Here is a 15,716-nt window from a genome sequence, read left to right as displayed (position 1 = left end):
TGACTAAGCTAGGACACATGCTAAGCCGAGCTTTGGATTACATCAATTAACTTAACAATCTATTACGCCTATCTTAACAATATGAAATATACGGGCCGTTTATGTGCGTCTACTGTAAAATTAAAGCGCTAGTTGAACGCTAAAAATGTGAAAGAATATTTCTTGTTGAGTAAAAAAAAGCCAAATTGTTTACGTAAACAAAACACTCTGGCATGAATTATGAATGCCTATAAATAGAATATTCCGTTTAATTCTTTTTTATCTAAAGTTAATTTAAATAATTGATGAGATTTATGTCACATAAAGGTTGTTTTAGCCGGATAATTGAAAACTATAGCTTCAAAATGAAAAAACATTTTCATAGTAGTTAAACAGTGATATACCTTTTTTAGTTTTTAAACCTTGTTGATTTGAGCCACCTGTGAAAATTTTTGCCCAAAAAACTGTTCCTACCCATATTATTTCAGGGTTTTTAGGAGCAGGGAAAACGACGTTATTGCAGCATTTGTTAAGTCAGAAACCCAAAAATGAAGTGTGGGCGGTCTTAATGAATGAGTTTGGGGAAATTGGAGTTGATCAACAACTCCTACCACAAGATCAGGGCTATGCAGTAAAGGAATTATTGGGCGGCTGTTTATGCTGTAGTAGTCAACTCCCAATGCATATTGCTTTGGCTCGCTTGTTAAGTGAACAAAAGCCAGACCGACTTTTTATTGAACCTACTGGGCTTGGGCACCCTTCGCAATTATTTGATCAGTTAACCGAACCGCATTGGCAAAACAGCTTGGCTATGCGTGCATTGGTTACAGTTGTCGATGGTAGCCGTTTGCATGACACCAATTGGGTTAAACAAAATCTGTATGAAGATCAGTTAAAGGCTGCACAAATTGTGGTGGTCTCTCATGCTGACACCATGACTTTTGAAGATGAACAGGCACTGGTTGAGCTTAAAGAAGAATACCAACCTTATCAGCAGCAATGGCTAAAGACCGAACATGGTCAACTTGAACTGGCGCAAATTGATATGCCTGCTCGTTTAACTGCACGCTCTATACAACCTTTACTGAAGCTTCAAAAACAAATGACCGAAGCTGAAGTTGCTAAAGAAATTCATCAATTGCCATATCACTATGTTGAGTCGGCACAAGGTTATATTGTGGCGGGTTGGAAATTACCTAAACGTTGGAAATTTGAATTTTATGCTCTGCTCGATGTGTTATGTGCACAGAAAGACTGGCTACGTATTAAAGGAATTTTTAATACAGATCAGGGATGGAAGACCTTTAACTTTAATCCTGAACAGTTTAACTATAAGTCTGGTGAAGAAGGGATTGATAATCGTATTGAAATGATTAGTCAACATGACCACGACTGGCTGGCATTTGAATCTGAATTATTAGACTGCAGAATTGCTGAATAGAGAACATTGAAAAGATACTTCAATGTTCTCCATAAAAAATTCAATTTTTTATATCAAGTACTTGTTTTGCTTGTGCATGGTCGATGTCTTTTTCCCAATGGGCAATGACTACGGTCGCAACACAGTTACCAATGAGGTTGGTACAGGCACGGATAATCCCGATAAACCAGTCTACAGACAGTAAAAGTACTAAACCAATTGCAGGTAAGCTTGGAATGACTGAAAGTGTTGCAGCAAGAATCACTAAGGCAGATCCCGGAATACCGTGTGCGCCTTTAGAGGTAATGAGCGAAACCAGCAAAATAGCCAACAAGTCATGCATAGAAAGATCGATATTGCAGGCCTGTGCAATAAAGATCACCCCTAGAGTTAAGTAAATTGAAAAGCCATCTAAATTAAAAGAATAACCGGTTGGGATGACCAGACCGACTGTTGAATCTTTAATGCCTAGGTTTTTAAGCTTTTTCATGACTTGAGGAAGTACCGAGTCAGAAGAGGCGGTCCCTAATACAATCGCGAGCTCATCTTTAAAATAGCCCACAAACTTGAAAATGTTCAGGTCGGTAAGCTTTAGAATTGAACCTAAAACAATCACAACAAATAAAATGCAGGTTGCATAAAAGAGTAAAACCAGATAACCGAGTTGCAGGAGTGAGTCTGATCCAAATTTTGCAGTGGTATAGGCAACTGAACCGAATACACCAATTGGAGCGAGACGAATAATCAGTCCCATAATTTTAAAGAAAACTTCAGAAAAAGCTTCAAGTGCCTGACGTACCAGCTCTGCTAAATGTTTAGGAATTAAAAGGAGAGAAACACCAAACAAAATCGCGATGAGTAAAATCTGTAAAATATCACCGTTGGCAAAAGCAGCCGTAAATGTTTTAGGAATAATATTAAGCAGAAAGTCCGAACCCGTATGCATGTCGTGAGCACGGTCGGTATAGGTACTTAAATCTTTAGCATCTAAATGGCTAATATCAATATTCATGCCGACGCCCGGTTTAAAGACATAAGCAACAATAATTCCCAAAATTAAAGCATTACTGGTGACTACTTCAAAATAAAGAATGGTTTTTGCACCGACTTTGCCCATTTTTTTAATATCGTTTGCACCATAGATTCCCAGTACTACTACACAGAATACAATTGGAGCAATCAACATTTTAATGAGAGAAATAAAACCATCACCAAGAGGTTTTAAAGCTAGGGAGAAATCATGAAAAGCAAGACCCACTGCAATACCAAGGAAGAGAGCGCAGAGGACTTGTAGAAATAAACTACGTTTAATTTTTTGCCACATAAGTCATCAAATCAAAAGAGAGGAATACAACCCTTTAAAGCAAAAAGCCCGCCAACTTTGAAAGTACTCGGCTGTTTTGGAATAAGATGCAAATGAAGCATGAAAGAAGTTTTGTATTACTGAGTTTTTTCTATAAATTTTTAATTAAAATCGAGTATTCTTAGCGCCAAATTTTTGGACATCTCAACTATGGCGCTTAAAGCAACAATTTATAAGGCAGACTTGAATATTGCCAATATGGATGACCATATTTATGGCGATTATCAATTGACCCTTGCCTTACATCCTTCAGAAACTTTAGAACGATTAATGGTTCGTGTTATGGCATTTGCACGCTTTGCCAGTGATAGTCTTGAATTCACTAAAGACCTTTTTGAAACCGATGAGCCAGCACTTTGGCAAAAAGACCTAACAGGGCAGTTAGAAACCTGGATTGAAGTTGGTTTACCATCTGAAGATAAAGTCAGAAAAGCCAGTGCTCGTTGTAAAACTGTGGCAATTGTTGCCTATGGTTCCCAAGTCGAAGACTGGTGGAAGAGAAACAGTAAAATTAAAACACTGGGTAATGTTCAAGTATGGCAAATCGCGCCTGAAAGTACAGCAGAGTTAGAACAACTTTGTGAACGTACCATGCAGCTACAGTTAAATGTTATGGATAACGAATGGACTTTGTTAAGTGACAAGGGCCAAGCAAATGTGGTGTGGACACAATTACAGTAAAACTGAAAAGCGCAACAAATTTTACAACTTCACTTGCTAGACTAAAGATTGAGTCTGAGCTGTGAAATTAAATGAAACGGAAATGTTATGATCACTGAATTAGAAATTATCGATTTAAAAGTAGGCGAAGGTAAAGAAGCGGTTAAAGGCGCCTTGATTACCACTCACTATACAGGGTGGTTAGAAGATGGTACTAAATTTGACTCTTCTATTGATCGCGGAAATTATTTCGAATGTGTCATTGGTACAGGCCGTGTGATTAAAGGTTGGGATCAAGGCATCATGGGAATGAAAGTTGGTGGTAAACGTAAACTTATTGTTCCTGCGCATTTGGCTTATGGCGAACGCAAAATGGGTAAAATTATTCCGGCAAACTCAAACTTGATTTTTGAAATTGAATTGTTTGATGTAAAAACTCGTGATGAATGAAAACAAAATTTTACCGTTTGATTTTTTTATATAAGCTTTAAATATGAATATATTCGTTATTTATATTTTAGCTTTTTGAATATTTAAGATTATTTTCAGTTTATTTCATTATAAAGGTGAACTGAAAAACTGTTCTTTTGGGGCAGTTTGAGCTTAAGAACTAAATAAATAAGAGTTTTAGTTCTTAAGTTTAAATTTCACATAAATAATCTATATTGCTATTGAGACGCTATTTCATGATTACCCGTTTTGCATCTCCTTTGTTGAATCTAACGCTTGGCTTAGCTTTAGCAGGCTTGTCAGGTATGGCACTAGCTAAGCCTCCTAAAATAGATGCTTCAGAACTTACTGTTATTGGCTATCATGAAATTACCGATACTAAAAATGCCTTAATTCCTCAATATGCAGTGACCACAAAACAATTTGGTGAGCATATCGATTGGCTGCAAAAAAATGGTTTCCATTTTATTACTGTAGATCAGTTGATTCGTGCTCATCAGGGCAAAGCTGCACTGCCGACCAAGCCAGTTTTATTAACTGTAGATGATGGTTATCAGTCTTTTTATCAAAATGCCTATCCAGTTATTAAGGCTAAAAAAATCCCGGTAGTGCTTGCTGTTGTTGGTTCATGGCTAGAGCCAAAAGCAAATCAAAAAGTAGATTTTTCTGGCGAAGAAATTTCACGTGATAAAATCTTGAGCTGGCCTGAACTTAAAGAAATGCAAGACAGCGGTTTTGTTGAAATTGCAAGCCACAGCTATCATTTACACCGTGGTATTACTGGTAACCCACAAGGCAACTCTGAACCTGCGGCGACAACTCGTTTTTATGACGTAAAAACTAAAACGTATGAAAATGACAGCCAATATCAGACCCGAATTTATAATGATTTAAAAAAGAATAATCAGTTGCTTAAAGAACATGGTATACGTTCACCACGTATTATGGTGTGGCCATATGGTCGCTATAATATGCAAACTGTTCAAATTGCTAAAAAGCTTGGTATGCCAATTACTATCACACTTGATGATGGGGCAGATCATGCAAAACAGTCTCTACAAAATATGAGTCGTATTTTGGTAGAGGGTGGAATGAGCACGAATGATTTAGCTCAAGAAATTAAAAATCGTGAGTTAAATTTAACGGATAATAATCGTCCGCAAAAAATCATGCATGTGGATCTCGACTATATTTATGATCCAGACCCGCAACAGCAAGAGCGCAATTTAGGTAATTTACTCGACCGTATTAATGCAATGGGTGTAAATACAGTTTATTTGCAGGCTTTCTCTGATGCAGATGCGAATGGTTCTGCCGATATGGTATACTTCCCAAATCGACATATTCCTATGCGTGCTGATTTATTCAACCGTGTTGCATGGCAAATTCAAACACGTACTCCTGTAAGCCGTATTTATGCGTGGATGCCATTATTGGCATGGGAACTACCAAAAACTGATCCAGTATCAAAAGACTTGGTTGTGACCCAACAGGATAAGACGAGTGGACACCTCAATATGGGATACATTCGTTTAAGTCCTTTTTCACCAGAAGCGCGTCAAACTATCCGTGAAATATATGAAGATTTAGCAAAATCATCGTCTTTTAATGGAATTTTATTCCATGACGATGTGACCTTGTCTGATTATGAAGATGCAAGTCCAGATGCTTTAAAAGCTTATGCAAAACAAGGTTTACCAACAGACTTGGCAAAAATTCGTGCGAATGACGAAGATTTGCAAAAGTGGACTGCATTTAAAACAAGATATTTAGATGATTTTGCGATGCAGCTTGTTGATGAGGTTCGTCAATATGAACCGTTCCTGTTAACAGCACGTAATTTATATGCGCAAGTGGCTTTAAAACCATATGCGGAAAATTGGTACTCTCAGTCACTTGAAGAGTCACTAAACCGTTATGATTTTACTGCTATTATGGCGATGCCTTATATGGAGCAAGTGAAAAATCCAGATCAATTCTATAAAGATATGGTTGATCGCGTGAAAAAATATCCAAATGGCATTAAGAAAACAGTTTTTGAGCTACAGGCAACAAACTGGCGTAATAACGAAAAGGTACCTTCAACTGAAATGGCTGCGACGATTCATTCTCTCTATGAACAAGGTGCAATGCATGTTGCATACTATCCAGATGACCCAATTAAAGATCATCCGGACGTGAACGTGATGCATAAAGCATTTGCTGAAAAGTCATCTCGTCTTGTGCCATAGACGAGGCTGAAACATGACAATCTTTGCTGCAATATGGTCGCATGCCCTAAAATTCGTTTTTTATTATCCATTGTTTATGTCATATCTATGGATGATTGGTGCGATCATTTTCTATTGGAAGGAACGTAAGGCTCCACCTTATGATCAACCCGCTCCATTAGAAAGCTATCCGAAAGTTGCTGTACTCATCCCTTGCTTTAACGAAGGTGATAATGCAGAGGAAACCATTAGCCATGCTTTAAAATTGGATTATCCAAATTTTGAAGTCATTGCGATTAATGATGGTAGTTCGGATAATACGGGTGAAGTGCTCGATCGTTTAGCTGAACAATACGAAAAACTTCGTGTTGTTCACCTTGCACAAAACCAAGGAAAAGCGATGGGACTACAGGCGGGTAGCCTGATGACCGATGCCGAATTTTTAATTGGTATCGATGGTGATGCTTTGCTTGACCCACATGCAGCAAAATGGATGATTCGTCATTTTCTTCAGAACCCAACGGTTGCAGCTGTAACTGGAAACCCACGTATACGTACGCGTTCAACTTTGTTAGGCCGTATTCAAGTCGGTGAGTTTTCTTCGATTGTGGGAATGATTAAACGTGCACAGCGTACATTTGGTCGTTTATTTACAGTGTCTGGTGTAATTACAGCTTTCCGTAAAAGTGCTGTTCATCAAGTCGATTATTGGTCACCAAATATGTTGACTGAAGACATCGACATTACTTGGAAGTTGCAGCGTGCAGGCTGGGACATTCGTTTTGAACCGAATGCCTTGGTTTGGATTCTGATGCCTGAAACTTTAAATGGTTTATGGAAACAGCGTTTACGTTGGGCAATGGGTGGAGCACAGGTTTTAATTAAAAACATTGATGTGTTCACCAAACCAAAATTGAATTTTTTATGGCCTCTAATGTTTGAGCTTTGCTTAACTTTAGTATGGTCATATTTAATGCTGGCAATGGCTTTATTGTGGTTGGTACATTTTATTTTACCAATCCCTGCTTTAGCCGTTGTGAGTTCCCCATTTTTACCGTATGGTAGCGGTATTTTATTGGGGGCAACCTGTCTAATTCAGTTTGCTTTAAGCAAATGGATGGATAGTCGCTATGAACCGCATCTAGGAAAAAATTATTTCTGGATGATCTGGTATCCATTGGTCTTTTGGCTAATCACCATTTCGGCAACCATTGTGGCATTTCCAAAGGTCTTACGACGTGGAGATGAGAAACGAGCACGTTGGGTGAGCCCGGATCGGGGCATTCGTTAGATGAAATGCAAGAGTCATGAGATTTTAAAGATCGTGCTGTATTGATGTCTGGGGAAAAACCGCAGCACTTCGTTAGGTAAAGAGAAATGAAGACAAATTCGTTGATTATTGATTTACGTCGTCAACTACCATGGCACAAACGCTATGTTTCTACAACAAGCACAGCCATGATGTGGGGCGGTTGGTTGTTGTTGTGGCGTCCGTTTGTATTTATTTGGGTATTGGCAGAGCTCCAAAAAACTCATTTAGTACATCGTTTGTTTAGTGCTTTTGGTGTAGGAATTGAACATGGCATTACTGCTCTGATTGCTTGTGCAATTGGCTTGCTGCTCTGGAGTCATGTGTTGCCTGAACGCCGTGTTGGAGGGAGTGCACTTAACATGAAACAGACAGATGATTATGCACGTTACTTTGATTTGCCAGAACAAGAAATTGAACAGGGCCGTAGCCAAAAAATTACGGTCGTTCACCATGATGAATTTGGTAAAATCGTTAGAGTTGAATAAATCTAATAAATAAAAGAAAGCCCACTTCATGTGGGCTTTCTTTTTTGCATATTTACTCTTAGTGAGTCATAAATTTTAGACCCCGAAGCCTAGTGTTTAAATCGATTTTATTTACCTCTAAACACTGGTGGTCTTTTTTGAAGCATGGCGAAAACACCTTCTTGAACATCTTCTGTGGTGAGTAAAGGTTGTAGATGATTTTGCAATTGATGAAAAGCAACCTCGTAACCTTCATTAATAGCTTCACGTGCAGAGGCAAGAGTGGCTTTTACGGCAAGGGGGGCTGCTTGAGCAATATGTTCAGCGAGTTCTATGGCACGTTTAAGCTCTGTACCTTCTGGACATATTTCTGTAATGAGGTTCATGTCAAAAGCTGCTTTGGCATCAAAAGAGTCACCCGTAAGCAAATATCTCATGGCTTTGGCCCAACCCGCGGCTTGAGTGAAACGTGCAGTTGCTCCGCCAAAAGGTAAGATACCACGTTGAACCTCCATTTGAGCAAACTGAGTATTTTCACTTGCAATCGCAATATCTGCGTTAAGAAATAGTTCTATGCCAGCGGTATAGCAATAACCCTGTACTGCCACAATCAAAGGTTTACTCAGTTTTCGGCCTACTGTGCCCCACGGGTTAATTTCATTTTCACTAAAATCAAAAACACCTGTAGCAAGCTTAGGTTGTAACTCAACCAAATCTAAACCCGCCGTAAAATGGTCTCCATGAGCAAAAACAATCGCACAGCGCAGGGCGTCATTATTTTCATATTCGGTGAGCGCTAGTGATAAGTCTTTAATCATGTGACTATCAAAGGCATTACGTTTTGCTGCGCGATCTAAGCCAATTAAAAAAATATGTCCGCGAGTTTCACGGCTGACTTTTCCTTCTTGATTTGACATATTTTCAAGCTCTTTTATTTGTCTTTAATTATCTTTTAAACAATCATTTAAAAACTAGCAAATAGAAATTGTTAGTGACTTGATCAGTATTTCTTTTGTGTATGTATTGAAGTAAATCAATTTCATACGAAAAGACAGATCCTAAGATAATGTCAATTTTCATGATTTATTTAAATTAGCAGTTTGCTTAGTCTCATATTTTTCTCATAATACGCTGTTAAATTGATCTCAATAAGCAGCTTCTCTTATGTCACCTCTAGAAATTTTTGCAGTCTTAATTAGCCTCATTGGTGTCGGGTTAACGGTAATCCGTAATATGTGGTGCTGGCTGTTTAATTTCTTCGCCTTTGTTTTATACGCTTATTTGTTTTATGAATTTAAGCTTTATGGTGAAACGATTTTGCAGTTCTTTTTTATGGCTGTAAATTTTTATGGTTTTTACTATTGGCTCAAAGGAAAGCAGCAAGATCATGACATTCGTATAGAACCAATAGCTCCTAAGGTTGCAATTTTTCAAATGATCATTGCCGCGGTAGGTGGCTTGCTCTTTGGTCTGATACTTAAAAACTTTACCGATGCAGCGGTGCCGATGCTCGACTCACAGCTTGCCGCATTTAGTTTGCTTGCCACTTACTGGACCAGCCGAAAGCATATTGCGACATGGATACTTTGGGTATTTGTCGACATTATTTATGTGGGAATGTTTATTTATAAAGATCTATTTTTAACTTCTGCCTTATATGCAGCCTTTGTATTAATGGCAGCTTATGGTTGGTATCAATGGGAAAAGGTTAAAAGAAAGCAGAACTTGGGTGCTGGGCAGCTTTAATTGGGAGAATAACCATGTTGTTGAGTTTAGAGGCTTATAAGCAACAACAGTTTGATCAAATTGCTGAAAAAATTATGGCTGAGCCTGCAAAATATATAGATTTTAATTCAGTGTCAGATTTCTATAAGGTTGCTTGGCTCAAGGACTTTCCCCAAGGGACCCAAGTCTCTGCGACAGGTTTAGATGATGGGGCTGAAGAGTTTTATGCAGTAGTACAGTTTAAACAGCAATACTTAAAGTTTGATATTAAAGAAAATCATTCAACACTGAGTTTTCAGGATATGAATGGTGAAACTTTTAAGTGTAATTTTTAATTGATGAAATCAAAGCACAAAAAAAGCGACTTAACGTCGCTTTTTTTAATAGATAAATTTTGAAATTTTATCTGCCGTTGCGATGACCAGAGCGGCAATATCTTCTTTAAAGGTCTTTTCATCATAAGTGGTAATTGGGCAACTTACCGAAAGGACAGCCACCATTTTTCCATTTGATTGTTTGAAAATAGGGGCAGCACAAGCAGCCATATCATGGTTGTAATGACCCCAGCTCACCATCGACTTTTGAGTTTTTACATAATTCAATTTTTGCAATAACGCTTTTAAACTGGTTGGGGTCAGTTCTGAGTAACTATCCCAGTCATTGAAATTACGATAGCGTTGTCGTACTTCTGCTTCTGGTAAATCTGACAATAACATTTGACCAATAACTGTCGCATGGGCAGGCCAGCGAGTGCCTAAACTAATATTGCTAGTAAACGTACCCATAGATTGAACGTTATTTACAAAAACAATATGTGTACCTTCTAAAACAGTCAAATGTACGGCAAGTTTGGTCTGGTCACGTAGTTCTTTCATTAAAGGAGTCGATAAATCAAGTAATGAAAGCTTTGATAAACTGTTAAAACCAAGCTCCATAACTTTTGAATCAAGCGCATACGTTTTTTGTGAAGCTTTTCTTAAGTAACCGCAAGCTTCAAGTGTGTAGATAAGCCGAAATGCACTAGAACGGTTCACTTCCAAAATTTCGGCAATTTCTGTAATCGTCATTTCTTGTGCTTGTTGATTAAATGCTTGCAAGATGGCTAAACCACGCACAAGCCCTGGTACTAAATACCGATCATCATTTTTTGTTGTTTCTGATTCTTGAGAATCTTCTTCAATCTCTAGGCTCATTCGTGTTGTTTTCCTATAAATAAAACAGGGTTCGAATTAGGGCATTATGCTTTATTTTAGAACAATTGTAATTATAAAGATTACATAAAACAATTTTTATATTTAAAACAATGTTTCTATTCTTAAACGTAACAAATTATTTAAAATTTATTAGTTAATTGATTTAAATAATTATTTTTACTTTGACAAAAAATAACCAAGAGGATTATGCTTAGCTTGTGTTTTGAAAATCAAATTATGTTTTGTATATAAAACAAAATGAGGACGCAAGGTATGAGTTGGATCTCAGTTTGTCAGCAGGGTGACGTTAGCGAAGATGAGCCGAAAGCCGTCGAAGTTGAAGGGAAAAAAATTGGTGTTTTTTTTGTCGATGAAAATTACTTCGCTATCGAAAATGTTTGCCCTCATGCGTATGCCTTATTAACGGAAGGATTTATCGAAGATCAAACTGTGGAATGTCCATTGCACGAAGCAATTTTTGACATTCAGACAGGTGAGCTAAAAAGTGGACCCGGGTGTAGAAACCTATGTACGTACCCAGTTCGTGTTGAAGGACAGGATATTCAAATTCAACTCTAGTCCTCACATGTACAAGGAAGCAGAACAATGAAGACATTTAATGAAAAGTTGGCAAGCTGGATTCATGCAACGCCGGCAACCGAAGCAGGTATCAACAATATTCAAGTTCCAGGTCAATCTGAATTGTTGGTTTGGCAAACACGTTATAAAGAACCGACTCTCTACGAACAAGACTTTGTAAAGAACTTGATTCAGGCATTTTCTGCGGGCGCAACAGAATTAGATGAGGTTGTTTCTGCACTTAATCAGCAAGGTTTCCGTTGTGAATCTGGTGATGAATGGACTTCTGAGAGCTTTACAGAAGAAATGCAACGTTTAGGTTATTGATTCAGGGAAGAATAAAATGAACGCAATCGTATCAACTTCACAAAGCGCTGAAGAATATTTAGAACTTGGTTTACGTGACCAATGGCATCCGGTTTTAGCAAGTTGGGAAGTCGCTGCTAATCCGGTTGGGATTACCCGTTTAGGTGAAAACATTGTGGTTTGGCGTGATGCCGAAGGTCAGGTTCATGCGCTTGAAGATCGCTGTCCACACCGCGGTGCTCGTCTTTCACTCGGCTGGAACTTGGGTGATCGAGTTGCTTGCTGGTATCACGGTGTTGAAGTTCGTGCCGATGGTGTAGTTGCCGATGTACCAGCCGTTCATGAATGTCCAATGACTGGAACCAAATGTTTAAAGAGCTATCCGGTCATTGAACAGCATGGTGCTATCTTCATCTGGTTTGGTATCGATGCAAATGAACAACCCGCAGCGCTTGAGTTTCCAGAGCAACTTGCAAGCGAAGAGTGGAGTTCATTCCTTTGCCAAGCAGATTGGAAAGTAAACCATCAATATGCCATTGATAACGTCATGGATCCAATGCACGGTACATATTTGCACTGTACGTCACACTCAATGGCAGAAGGTGAACGTACCGCAGAGATGAAACACCGCACAACTGAAAATGGTTTTGTTTTTGAAAAAGAAGGCCAAACAGGTGTGAACTTTGACTGGGTTGAGTACGGTTCGACAGGTGCAAGTTGGTTACGTCTTTCCATTCCATACCGTAAACAATTTGGTCCGGGTGGTGAATTCTGGATTGTGGGTTATGCAACACCAATTGATGCCAACAATACCCGTGTATTTTTCTGGCGCTGTCGTAAAGTGAGTGGTTGGCAACGTAATGTATGGCGCTTCTTATATCGCAATCACTTAGAACAATTGCATTGGGATGTATTGGAACAAGACCGCATTATTTTAGAAAACCTTGCGCCAAATGCACGTGCACGAGAATTCTTATATCAACACGATGTTGGGCTTGCACGTTTACGCCGTTTAATGAAAAAAGAAGCTGAGAAGCAATTAAAGAAAATTGCTGCGCTAAATGCATCAAACCGTATTGAGATGCAGGAAGAAGCTCATGGCTAATGTAGCGTTGTTGCAAGGCAAAAAAGTTTTAGTGACTGGTGCTGCACGTGGTTTAGGGCGAGATTTCGCTCAAGCCATTGCTGAGGCGGGCGCTGAAGTTGTAATGGCAGATATTTTATCTGACCTCGTGCAACAAGAAGCACAAGCCTTGCAAAAACAAGGACTCAAGGTCCATGCAGTCACTGTTGACCTTGGCAATGCAGACTCTATTGAAAATGCTGTCGCAAAAAGCGTTGAACTGTTAAATGGTTTGGATGGTCTTGTGAACTGTGCAGCGCTTGCAACCAATGTCGGTGGAAAAAATATGATTGATTACGATCCTGAACTTTGGGATCGGGTCATGAATATTAATGTGAAAGGCACATGGTTAATTACAAAAGCGTGTATTCCACATTTAAAACAATCGACTGCTGGCAAGATTATTAATGTTGCGTCAGATACAGCACTTTGGGGTGCGCCGAACCTGATGGCTTATGTTGCAAGTAAAGGTGCAATTGTTGCTATGACACGTTCAATGGCAAGAGAGTTGGGGCAGTTCAATATCTGTGTCAACACCTTGTCTCCGGGGCTGACTCTGGTTGAAGCAACCGAGTATGTGCCACAGGAACGTCATGATTTATATGTCAACGGAAGAGCGATTCAACGCCAGCAACTTCCACAAGATTTAAATGGAACAGCATTGTATCTACTGTCGGATTTGTCCTCTTTTGTGACAGGTCAAAATATTCCGGTCAATGGCGGTTTTGTCTTTAACTAAGGAGTAGTCAAATGATTACAGGGATCGAGATTTTAAAGTTTGGAGTTGAAGATAGAGCCGCTTCAAACAAGTTTTTGGCAGATTTTGGTTTAAGCCAAAGTACTTCTGATATTGAAGGTGCAGATTTATACCAGACTCAAAACGGCAGCAAGATTTATCTATTTAATTGTGATGATAACCGTTTGCCGCCTGCTATTGAGCAAGGTTCAACTTTACGTGAAGTCACTTGGGGTGTTGATAGTCTTCAAGACCTTGAAGACTTGGCAGCTCGTTTGGCCGATGTAGACGGTTTTAAACGTACTGAAAATACAGTTCAGTGTCTTGACCCAAATGGCATGACCATTCGTTTTGAACAAAGTTTTGTTAAGGAAGTACCTGAACTTAAAACGGAAGGTATTAACCAATACGGCAATATTCAGCGTGTTAATGCAGCAAGTCCTGTTTATAAAAAAGGTCAACCTGTTGCGATTGGACATGTGGTGTTTTTCACACCGGATTTGGCAACTACTGAAAACTTCTATATTGAAAAAGTAGGCTTCCACTTATCTGATGCTTACAAAAATCGCGGTGCATTCTTACGTTGCCGCGGTGAAGGTTATCACCACGATTTATTCTTACTTAGCGTTCCAAATAAACCTGCTGGTCTAAATCACGTTGCATTTGTTGTTCGTGATATTCATGAGGTGATTGGAGGCGGATTACATATGAACCGTTCAGAGTGGTCAACCTTTATTGGACCAGGACGTCATCCAATTTCTTCTGCTTATTTCTGGTACGTCAACTCACCATTGGGTGGTGCATTTGAATATTACACCAACGATGATTATTTGACTGAAGAATGGCAGCCACGTGTAGAAGAACATCGTCTAGAGCTTTTCACTGAGTGGGCGATTGAAGGTGGTCTTGATGACAAAACCCGCCGTCAGGTAAAGCCTGTGTAACAGGTATTGCTTTACAAGGAAGAAAGGCTATGGAAAAGATTGTAATTGTAGGGGCGGGGCAAGCTGCAGGTTGGGCAGTCAGCACCTTACGTCAAAATGGTTATGTGGGTGAAATTCATGTGGTCTCAAATGAAGATCAGGTGTTTTATGAGCGTCCGCCTCTGTCTAAGCAAGTACTTTCAAAAGAAGCAACATATGAAAGTTTGAATCTGTTCTCCCCAGAACAGGTCCAAGAGTTCAACATTCAATGGCATAAACCAGAAATTGCAACAAAAGTCGATCGCGAGCAAAAGCAGGTTCATTTAGAAAGTGGGCAGGTTTTACCCTATGACAAATTGTTGATTGCAACAGGAAGCCGTGCCCGTGTACCCGTCAATACATGGCAGTTCATTCCTAATGTTGTGACTTTACGCAATGTACATGACTGTGAACGTCTGGCTGAAATTTTAAAGAATGCAAAAAATGTTGCTGTGATTGGCGGTGGTTGGATTGGTTTGGAAATCGCTGCAACTGCACGTAAGCAAGGGAAAGATGTTCATATTTTTGAATATGGCGACCGTTTGTGTGCAAGAAGTGTGAGTCCTGAAGTTTCTGCATTTTTAAAAAATATGCATGAGGCTCAAGGCACAAAAATTCATTTAGACAGCAAGAGCCTTCACTTGGTGGAAGCACCAGATCAAAAAGTTGAAGTGGTGAACCATCCTCAACATAGTCAGTTATTTGATTGTGTTGTAGTGGGTGCAGGTGCCGAGATTGCGAAAGAGTTAGGCGTGCACGCTGGGCTCGATGTGAAAGATGGCATTGTGGTGAATTGTTTTGGACAGACCTCAGATCAAGACATTTATGCCGCAGGTGATGTCGCGATTCATCCGGGTTTGGGATATTGCATTCAGTCTTGGGCAAATGCACAAAATCAGGCGATTGCAGCTGCGAAATCAATGCTCGGAATTGAAACTGAATATACCGATATTCCTTGGCTCTGGTCTGATCAATACCATTTTAATATCCAGATTTTAGGAACGTATCAACCTGAAAAAACTAAAGAAATGGTGATTCGCCAAGGCGGTGAAGATCAGGTGAGCTATTTATATCTAGACCATGAAAATCGCTTGCTGAATATGATAGCCATTAATGACTCGAAGTTAATCAAGCTGGCAAAGCGTTGGATGCAAGCCAACACCGTTTTAGATCCAAAATTATTAGCAGATGCTGAATTTAATGTCATGAAGTTAAAACCGTAAACATTAAATCT

The 15,716-nt window shown here is 39.2% G+C and carries 17 protein-coding genes; 14 read left to right on the top strand and 3 right to left on the bottom strand.

Annotation, left to right across the window (positions count from 1 at the left end; all coding sequences use genetic code 11):
* Nucleotides 1–421: 421 nt before the first annotated feature.
* Nucleotides 422–1,420 (top strand): CobW family GTP-binding protein, encoded by a 999-nt coding sequence (locus tag MKL35_RS19005; protein WP_032010813.1) that lies wholly within the window; start codon nucleotides 422–424, stop codon nucleotides 1,418–1,420.
* 40 nt (nucleotides 1,421–1,460) lie between these two features.
* On the opposite strand, the gene dctA is transcribed toward MKL35_RS19005, so the two are convergent.
* Entirely contained in the window at nucleotides 1,461–2,723 is a 1,263-nt protein-coding gene (gene dctA / locus MKL35_RS19000) for a C4-dicarboxylate transporter DctA (protein WP_270914426.1), read from the bottom strand.
* Nucleotides 2,724–2,912: 189 nt separating this feature from the next.
* Here dctA and MKL35_RS18995 point away from each other — a divergent pair, with 189 nt between their 5' ends.
* The 5 genes from MKL35_RS18995 (at nucleotide 2,913) to pgaD (ending at nucleotide 7,879) form a co-directional block, all read left to right on the top strand.
* Nucleotides 2,913–3,443, top strand: coding sequence for a YaeQ family protein (locus MKL35_RS18995; RefSeq protein WP_002054386.1), 531 nt, complete (start codon nucleotides 2,913–2,915; stop codon nucleotides 3,441–3,443).
* A gap of 87 nt (nucleotides 3,444–3,530) precedes the next feature.
* Nucleotides 3,531–3,872: an FKBP-type peptidyl-prolyl cis-trans isomerase gene (locus MKL35_RS18990; RefSeq protein WP_002054441.1), complete on the top strand. Its 342-nt coding sequence runs from the start codon at nucleotides 3,531–3,533 to the stop codon at nucleotides 3,870–3,872.
* 236 nt (nucleotides 3,873–4,108) lie between these two features.
* Complete coding sequence (gene pgaB / locus MKL35_RS18985) at nucleotides 4,109–6,103, top strand: poly-beta-1,6-N-acetyl-D-glucosamine N-deacetylase PgaB (RefSeq protein ID WP_002054296.1); 1,995 nt, start codon at nucleotides 4,109–4,111, stop codon at nucleotides 6,101–6,103.
* Between the two features lie 13 nt (nucleotides 6,104–6,116).
* Nucleotides 6,117–7,373, top strand: a complete 1,257-nt coding sequence (pgaC, locus tag MKL35_RS18980) for a poly-beta-1,6-N-acetyl-D-glucosamine synthase (protein WP_004888283.1) — start codon at nucleotides 6,117–6,119, stop codon at nucleotides 7,371–7,373.
* 86 nt (nucleotides 7,374–7,459) lie between these two features.
* Complete coding sequence (gene pgaD / locus MKL35_RS18975; RefSeq protein ID WP_022575072.1) at nucleotides 7,460–7,879, top strand: poly-beta-1,6-N-acetyl-D-glucosamine biosynthesis protein PgaD; 420 nt, start codon at nucleotides 7,460–7,462, stop codon at nucleotides 7,877–7,879.
* A gap of 107 nt (nucleotides 7,880–7,986) precedes the next feature.
* Here the strand turns inward: pgaD and MKL35_RS18970 are convergent, their stop codons facing one another.
* Nucleotides 7,987–8,775, bottom strand: a complete 789-nt coding sequence (locus tag MKL35_RS18970; RefSeq protein WP_032010808.1) for a crotonase/enoyl-CoA hydratase family protein — start codon at nucleotides 8,773–8,775, stop codon at nucleotides 7,987–7,989.
* A 247-nt stretch (nucleotides 8,776–9,022) separates the two neighbouring features.
* Here MKL35_RS18970 and pnuC point away from each other — a divergent pair, with 247 nt between their 5' ends.
* Nucleotides 9,023–9,604: a nicotinamide riboside transporter PnuC gene (gene pnuC / locus MKL35_RS18965; protein ID WP_032010807.1), complete on the top strand. Its 582-nt coding sequence runs from the start codon at nucleotides 9,023–9,025 to the stop codon at nucleotides 9,602–9,604.
* Nucleotides 9,605–9,618: 14 nt separating this feature from the next.
* Nucleotides 9,619–9,918, top strand: coding sequence for a hypothetical protein (locus MKL35_RS18960; protein ID WP_032010806.1), 300 nt, complete (start codon nucleotides 9,619–9,621; stop codon nucleotides 9,916–9,918).
* Nucleotides 9,919–9,963: 45 nt separating this feature from the next.
* Here MKL35_RS18960 and MKL35_RS18955 read toward each other — a convergent pair whose 3' ends face one another.
* Complete coding sequence (locus tag MKL35_RS18955; RefSeq protein WP_000051057.1) at nucleotides 9,964–10,776, bottom strand: IclR family transcriptional regulator; 813 nt, start codon at nucleotides 10,774–10,776, stop codon at nucleotides 9,964–9,966.
* 273 nt (nucleotides 10,777–11,049) lie between these two features.
* Between MKL35_RS18955 and MKL35_RS18950 the strand changes: the two genes are divergently transcribed.
* From MKL35_RS18950 to MKL35_RS18925, 6 genes are read left to right on the top strand one after another with little or no spacing between them, the layout of a single operon-like run.
* A complete protein-coding gene (locus MKL35_RS18950) occupies nucleotides 11,050–11,355 on the top strand; it encodes a non-heme iron oxygenase ferredoxin subunit (RefSeq protein WP_000118514.1) in 306 nt (101 codons plus the stop codon).
* A 27-nt stretch (nucleotides 11,356–11,382) separates the two neighbouring features.
* Nucleotides 11,383–11,682 carry a recombinase-like helix-turn-helix domain-containing protein gene (locus tag MKL35_RS18945; RefSeq protein WP_000847096.1) on the top strand — a complete coding sequence of 100 codons (300 nt, stop codon included), beginning with the start codon at nucleotides 11,383–11,385 and terminating at the stop codon, nucleotides 11,680–11,682.
* A 16-nt stretch (nucleotides 11,683–11,698) separates the two neighbouring features.
* Nucleotides 11,699–12,766, top strand: a complete 1,068-nt coding sequence (locus MKL35_RS18940) for an aromatic ring-hydroxylating oxygenase subunit alpha (protein WP_002132629.1) — start codon at nucleotides 11,699–11,701, stop codon at nucleotides 12,764–12,766.
* On the top strand, nucleotides 12,759–13,523 hold the full coding sequence (locus MKL35_RS18935) for an SDR family oxidoreductase (RefSeq protein ID WP_032010804.1): 765 nt from the start codon (nucleotides 12,759–12,761) through the stop codon (nucleotides 13,521–13,523). The genes MKL35_RS18940 and MKL35_RS18935 overlap by 8 nt, the downstream gene beginning before the upstream one ends.
* A gap of 11 nt (nucleotides 13,524–13,534) precedes the next feature.
* Entirely contained in the window at nucleotides 13,535–14,464 is a 930-nt protein-coding gene (locus MKL35_RS18930) for a VOC family protein (RefSeq protein ID WP_032010801.1), read from the top strand.
* 29 nt (nucleotides 14,465–14,493) lie between these two features.
* Nucleotides 14,494–15,705 (top strand): NAD(P)/FAD-dependent oxidoreductase, encoded by a 1,212-nt coding sequence (locus MKL35_RS18925; RefSeq protein ID WP_106479739.1) that lies wholly within the window; start codon nucleotides 14,494–14,496, stop codon nucleotides 15,703–15,705.
* Nucleotides 15,706–15,716 lie beyond the last annotated feature (11 nt).

The sequence above is a fragment of the Acinetobacter sp. AOR41_HL genome (assembly GCF_027854645.1).
Classification (GTDB): domain Bacteria; phylum Pseudomonadota; class Gammaproteobacteria; order Pseudomonadales; family Moraxellaceae; genus Acinetobacter; species Acinetobacter nosocomialis.
The sequence above is the reverse complement of the archived record's forward strand: the minus strand, read 5'-3'. Positions and strand labels throughout refer to the sequence as shown.

What these genes read in the sequence shown, in the direction of transcription:
- dctA (WP_270914426.1), bottom strand. Translation starts at nt 2,723, where the DNA reads ATGTGGCAAAAAATTAAACGTAGTTTATTTCTACAAGTCCTCTGCGCT.
- MKL35_RS18995 (WP_002054386.1), top strand. Translation starts at nt 2,913, where the DNA reads ATGGCGCTTAAAGCAACAATTTATAAGGCAGACTTGAATATTGCCAAT.
- MKL35_RS18990 (WP_002054441.1), top strand. Translation starts at nt 3,531, where the DNA reads ATGATCACTGAATTAGAAATTATCGATTTAAAAGTAGGCGAAGGTAAA.
- pgaB (WP_002054296.1), top strand. Translation starts at nt 4,109, where the DNA reads ATGATTACCCGTTTTGCATCTCCTTTGTTGAATCTAACGCTTGGCTTA.
- pgaC (WP_004888283.1), top strand. Translation starts at nt 6,117, where the DNA reads ATGACAATCTTTGCTGCAATATGGTCGCATGCCCTAAAATTCGTTTTT.
- pgaD (WP_022575072.1), top strand. Translation starts at nt 7,460, where the DNA reads ATGAAGACAAATTCGTTGATTATTGATTTACGTCGTCAACTACCATGG.
- MKL35_RS18970 (WP_032010808.1), bottom strand. Translation starts at nt 8,775, where the DNA reads ATGTCAAATCAAGAAGGAAAAGTCAGCCGTGAAACTCGCGGACATATT.
- pnuC (WP_032010807.1), top strand. Translation starts at nt 9,023, where the DNA reads ATGTCACCTCTAGAAATTTTTGCAGTCTTAATTAGCCTCATTGGTGTC.
- MKL35_RS18960 (WP_032010806.1), top strand. Translation starts at nt 9,619, where the DNA reads ATGTTGTTGAGTTTAGAGGCTTATAAGCAACAACAGTTTGATCAAATT.
- MKL35_RS18955 (WP_000051057.1), bottom strand. Translation starts at nt 10,776, where the DNA reads ATGAGCCTAGAGATTGAAGAAGATTCTCAAGAATCAGAAACAACAAAA.
- MKL35_RS18950 (WP_000118514.1), top strand. Translation starts at nt 11,050, where the DNA reads ATGAGTTGGATCTCAGTTTGTCAGCAGGGTGACGTTAGCGAAGATGAG.
- MKL35_RS18945 (WP_000847096.1), top strand. Translation starts at nt 11,383, where the DNA reads ATGAAGACATTTAATGAAAAGTTGGCAAGCTGGATTCATGCAACGCCG.
- MKL35_RS18940 (WP_002132629.1), top strand. Translation starts at nt 11,699, where the DNA reads ATGAACGCAATCGTATCAACTTCACAAAGCGCTGAAGAATATTTAGAA.
- MKL35_RS18935 (WP_032010804.1), top strand. Translation starts at nt 12,759, where the DNA reads ATGGCTAATGTAGCGTTGTTGCAAGGCAAAAAAGTTTTAGTGACTGGT.
- MKL35_RS18930 (WP_032010801.1), top strand. Translation starts at nt 13,535, where the DNA reads ATGATTACAGGGATCGAGATTTTAAAGTTTGGAGTTGAAGATAGAGCC.
- MKL35_RS18925 (WP_106479739.1), top strand. Translation starts at nt 14,494, where the DNA reads ATGGAAAAGATTGTAATTGTAGGGGCGGGGCAAGCTGCAGGTTGGGCA.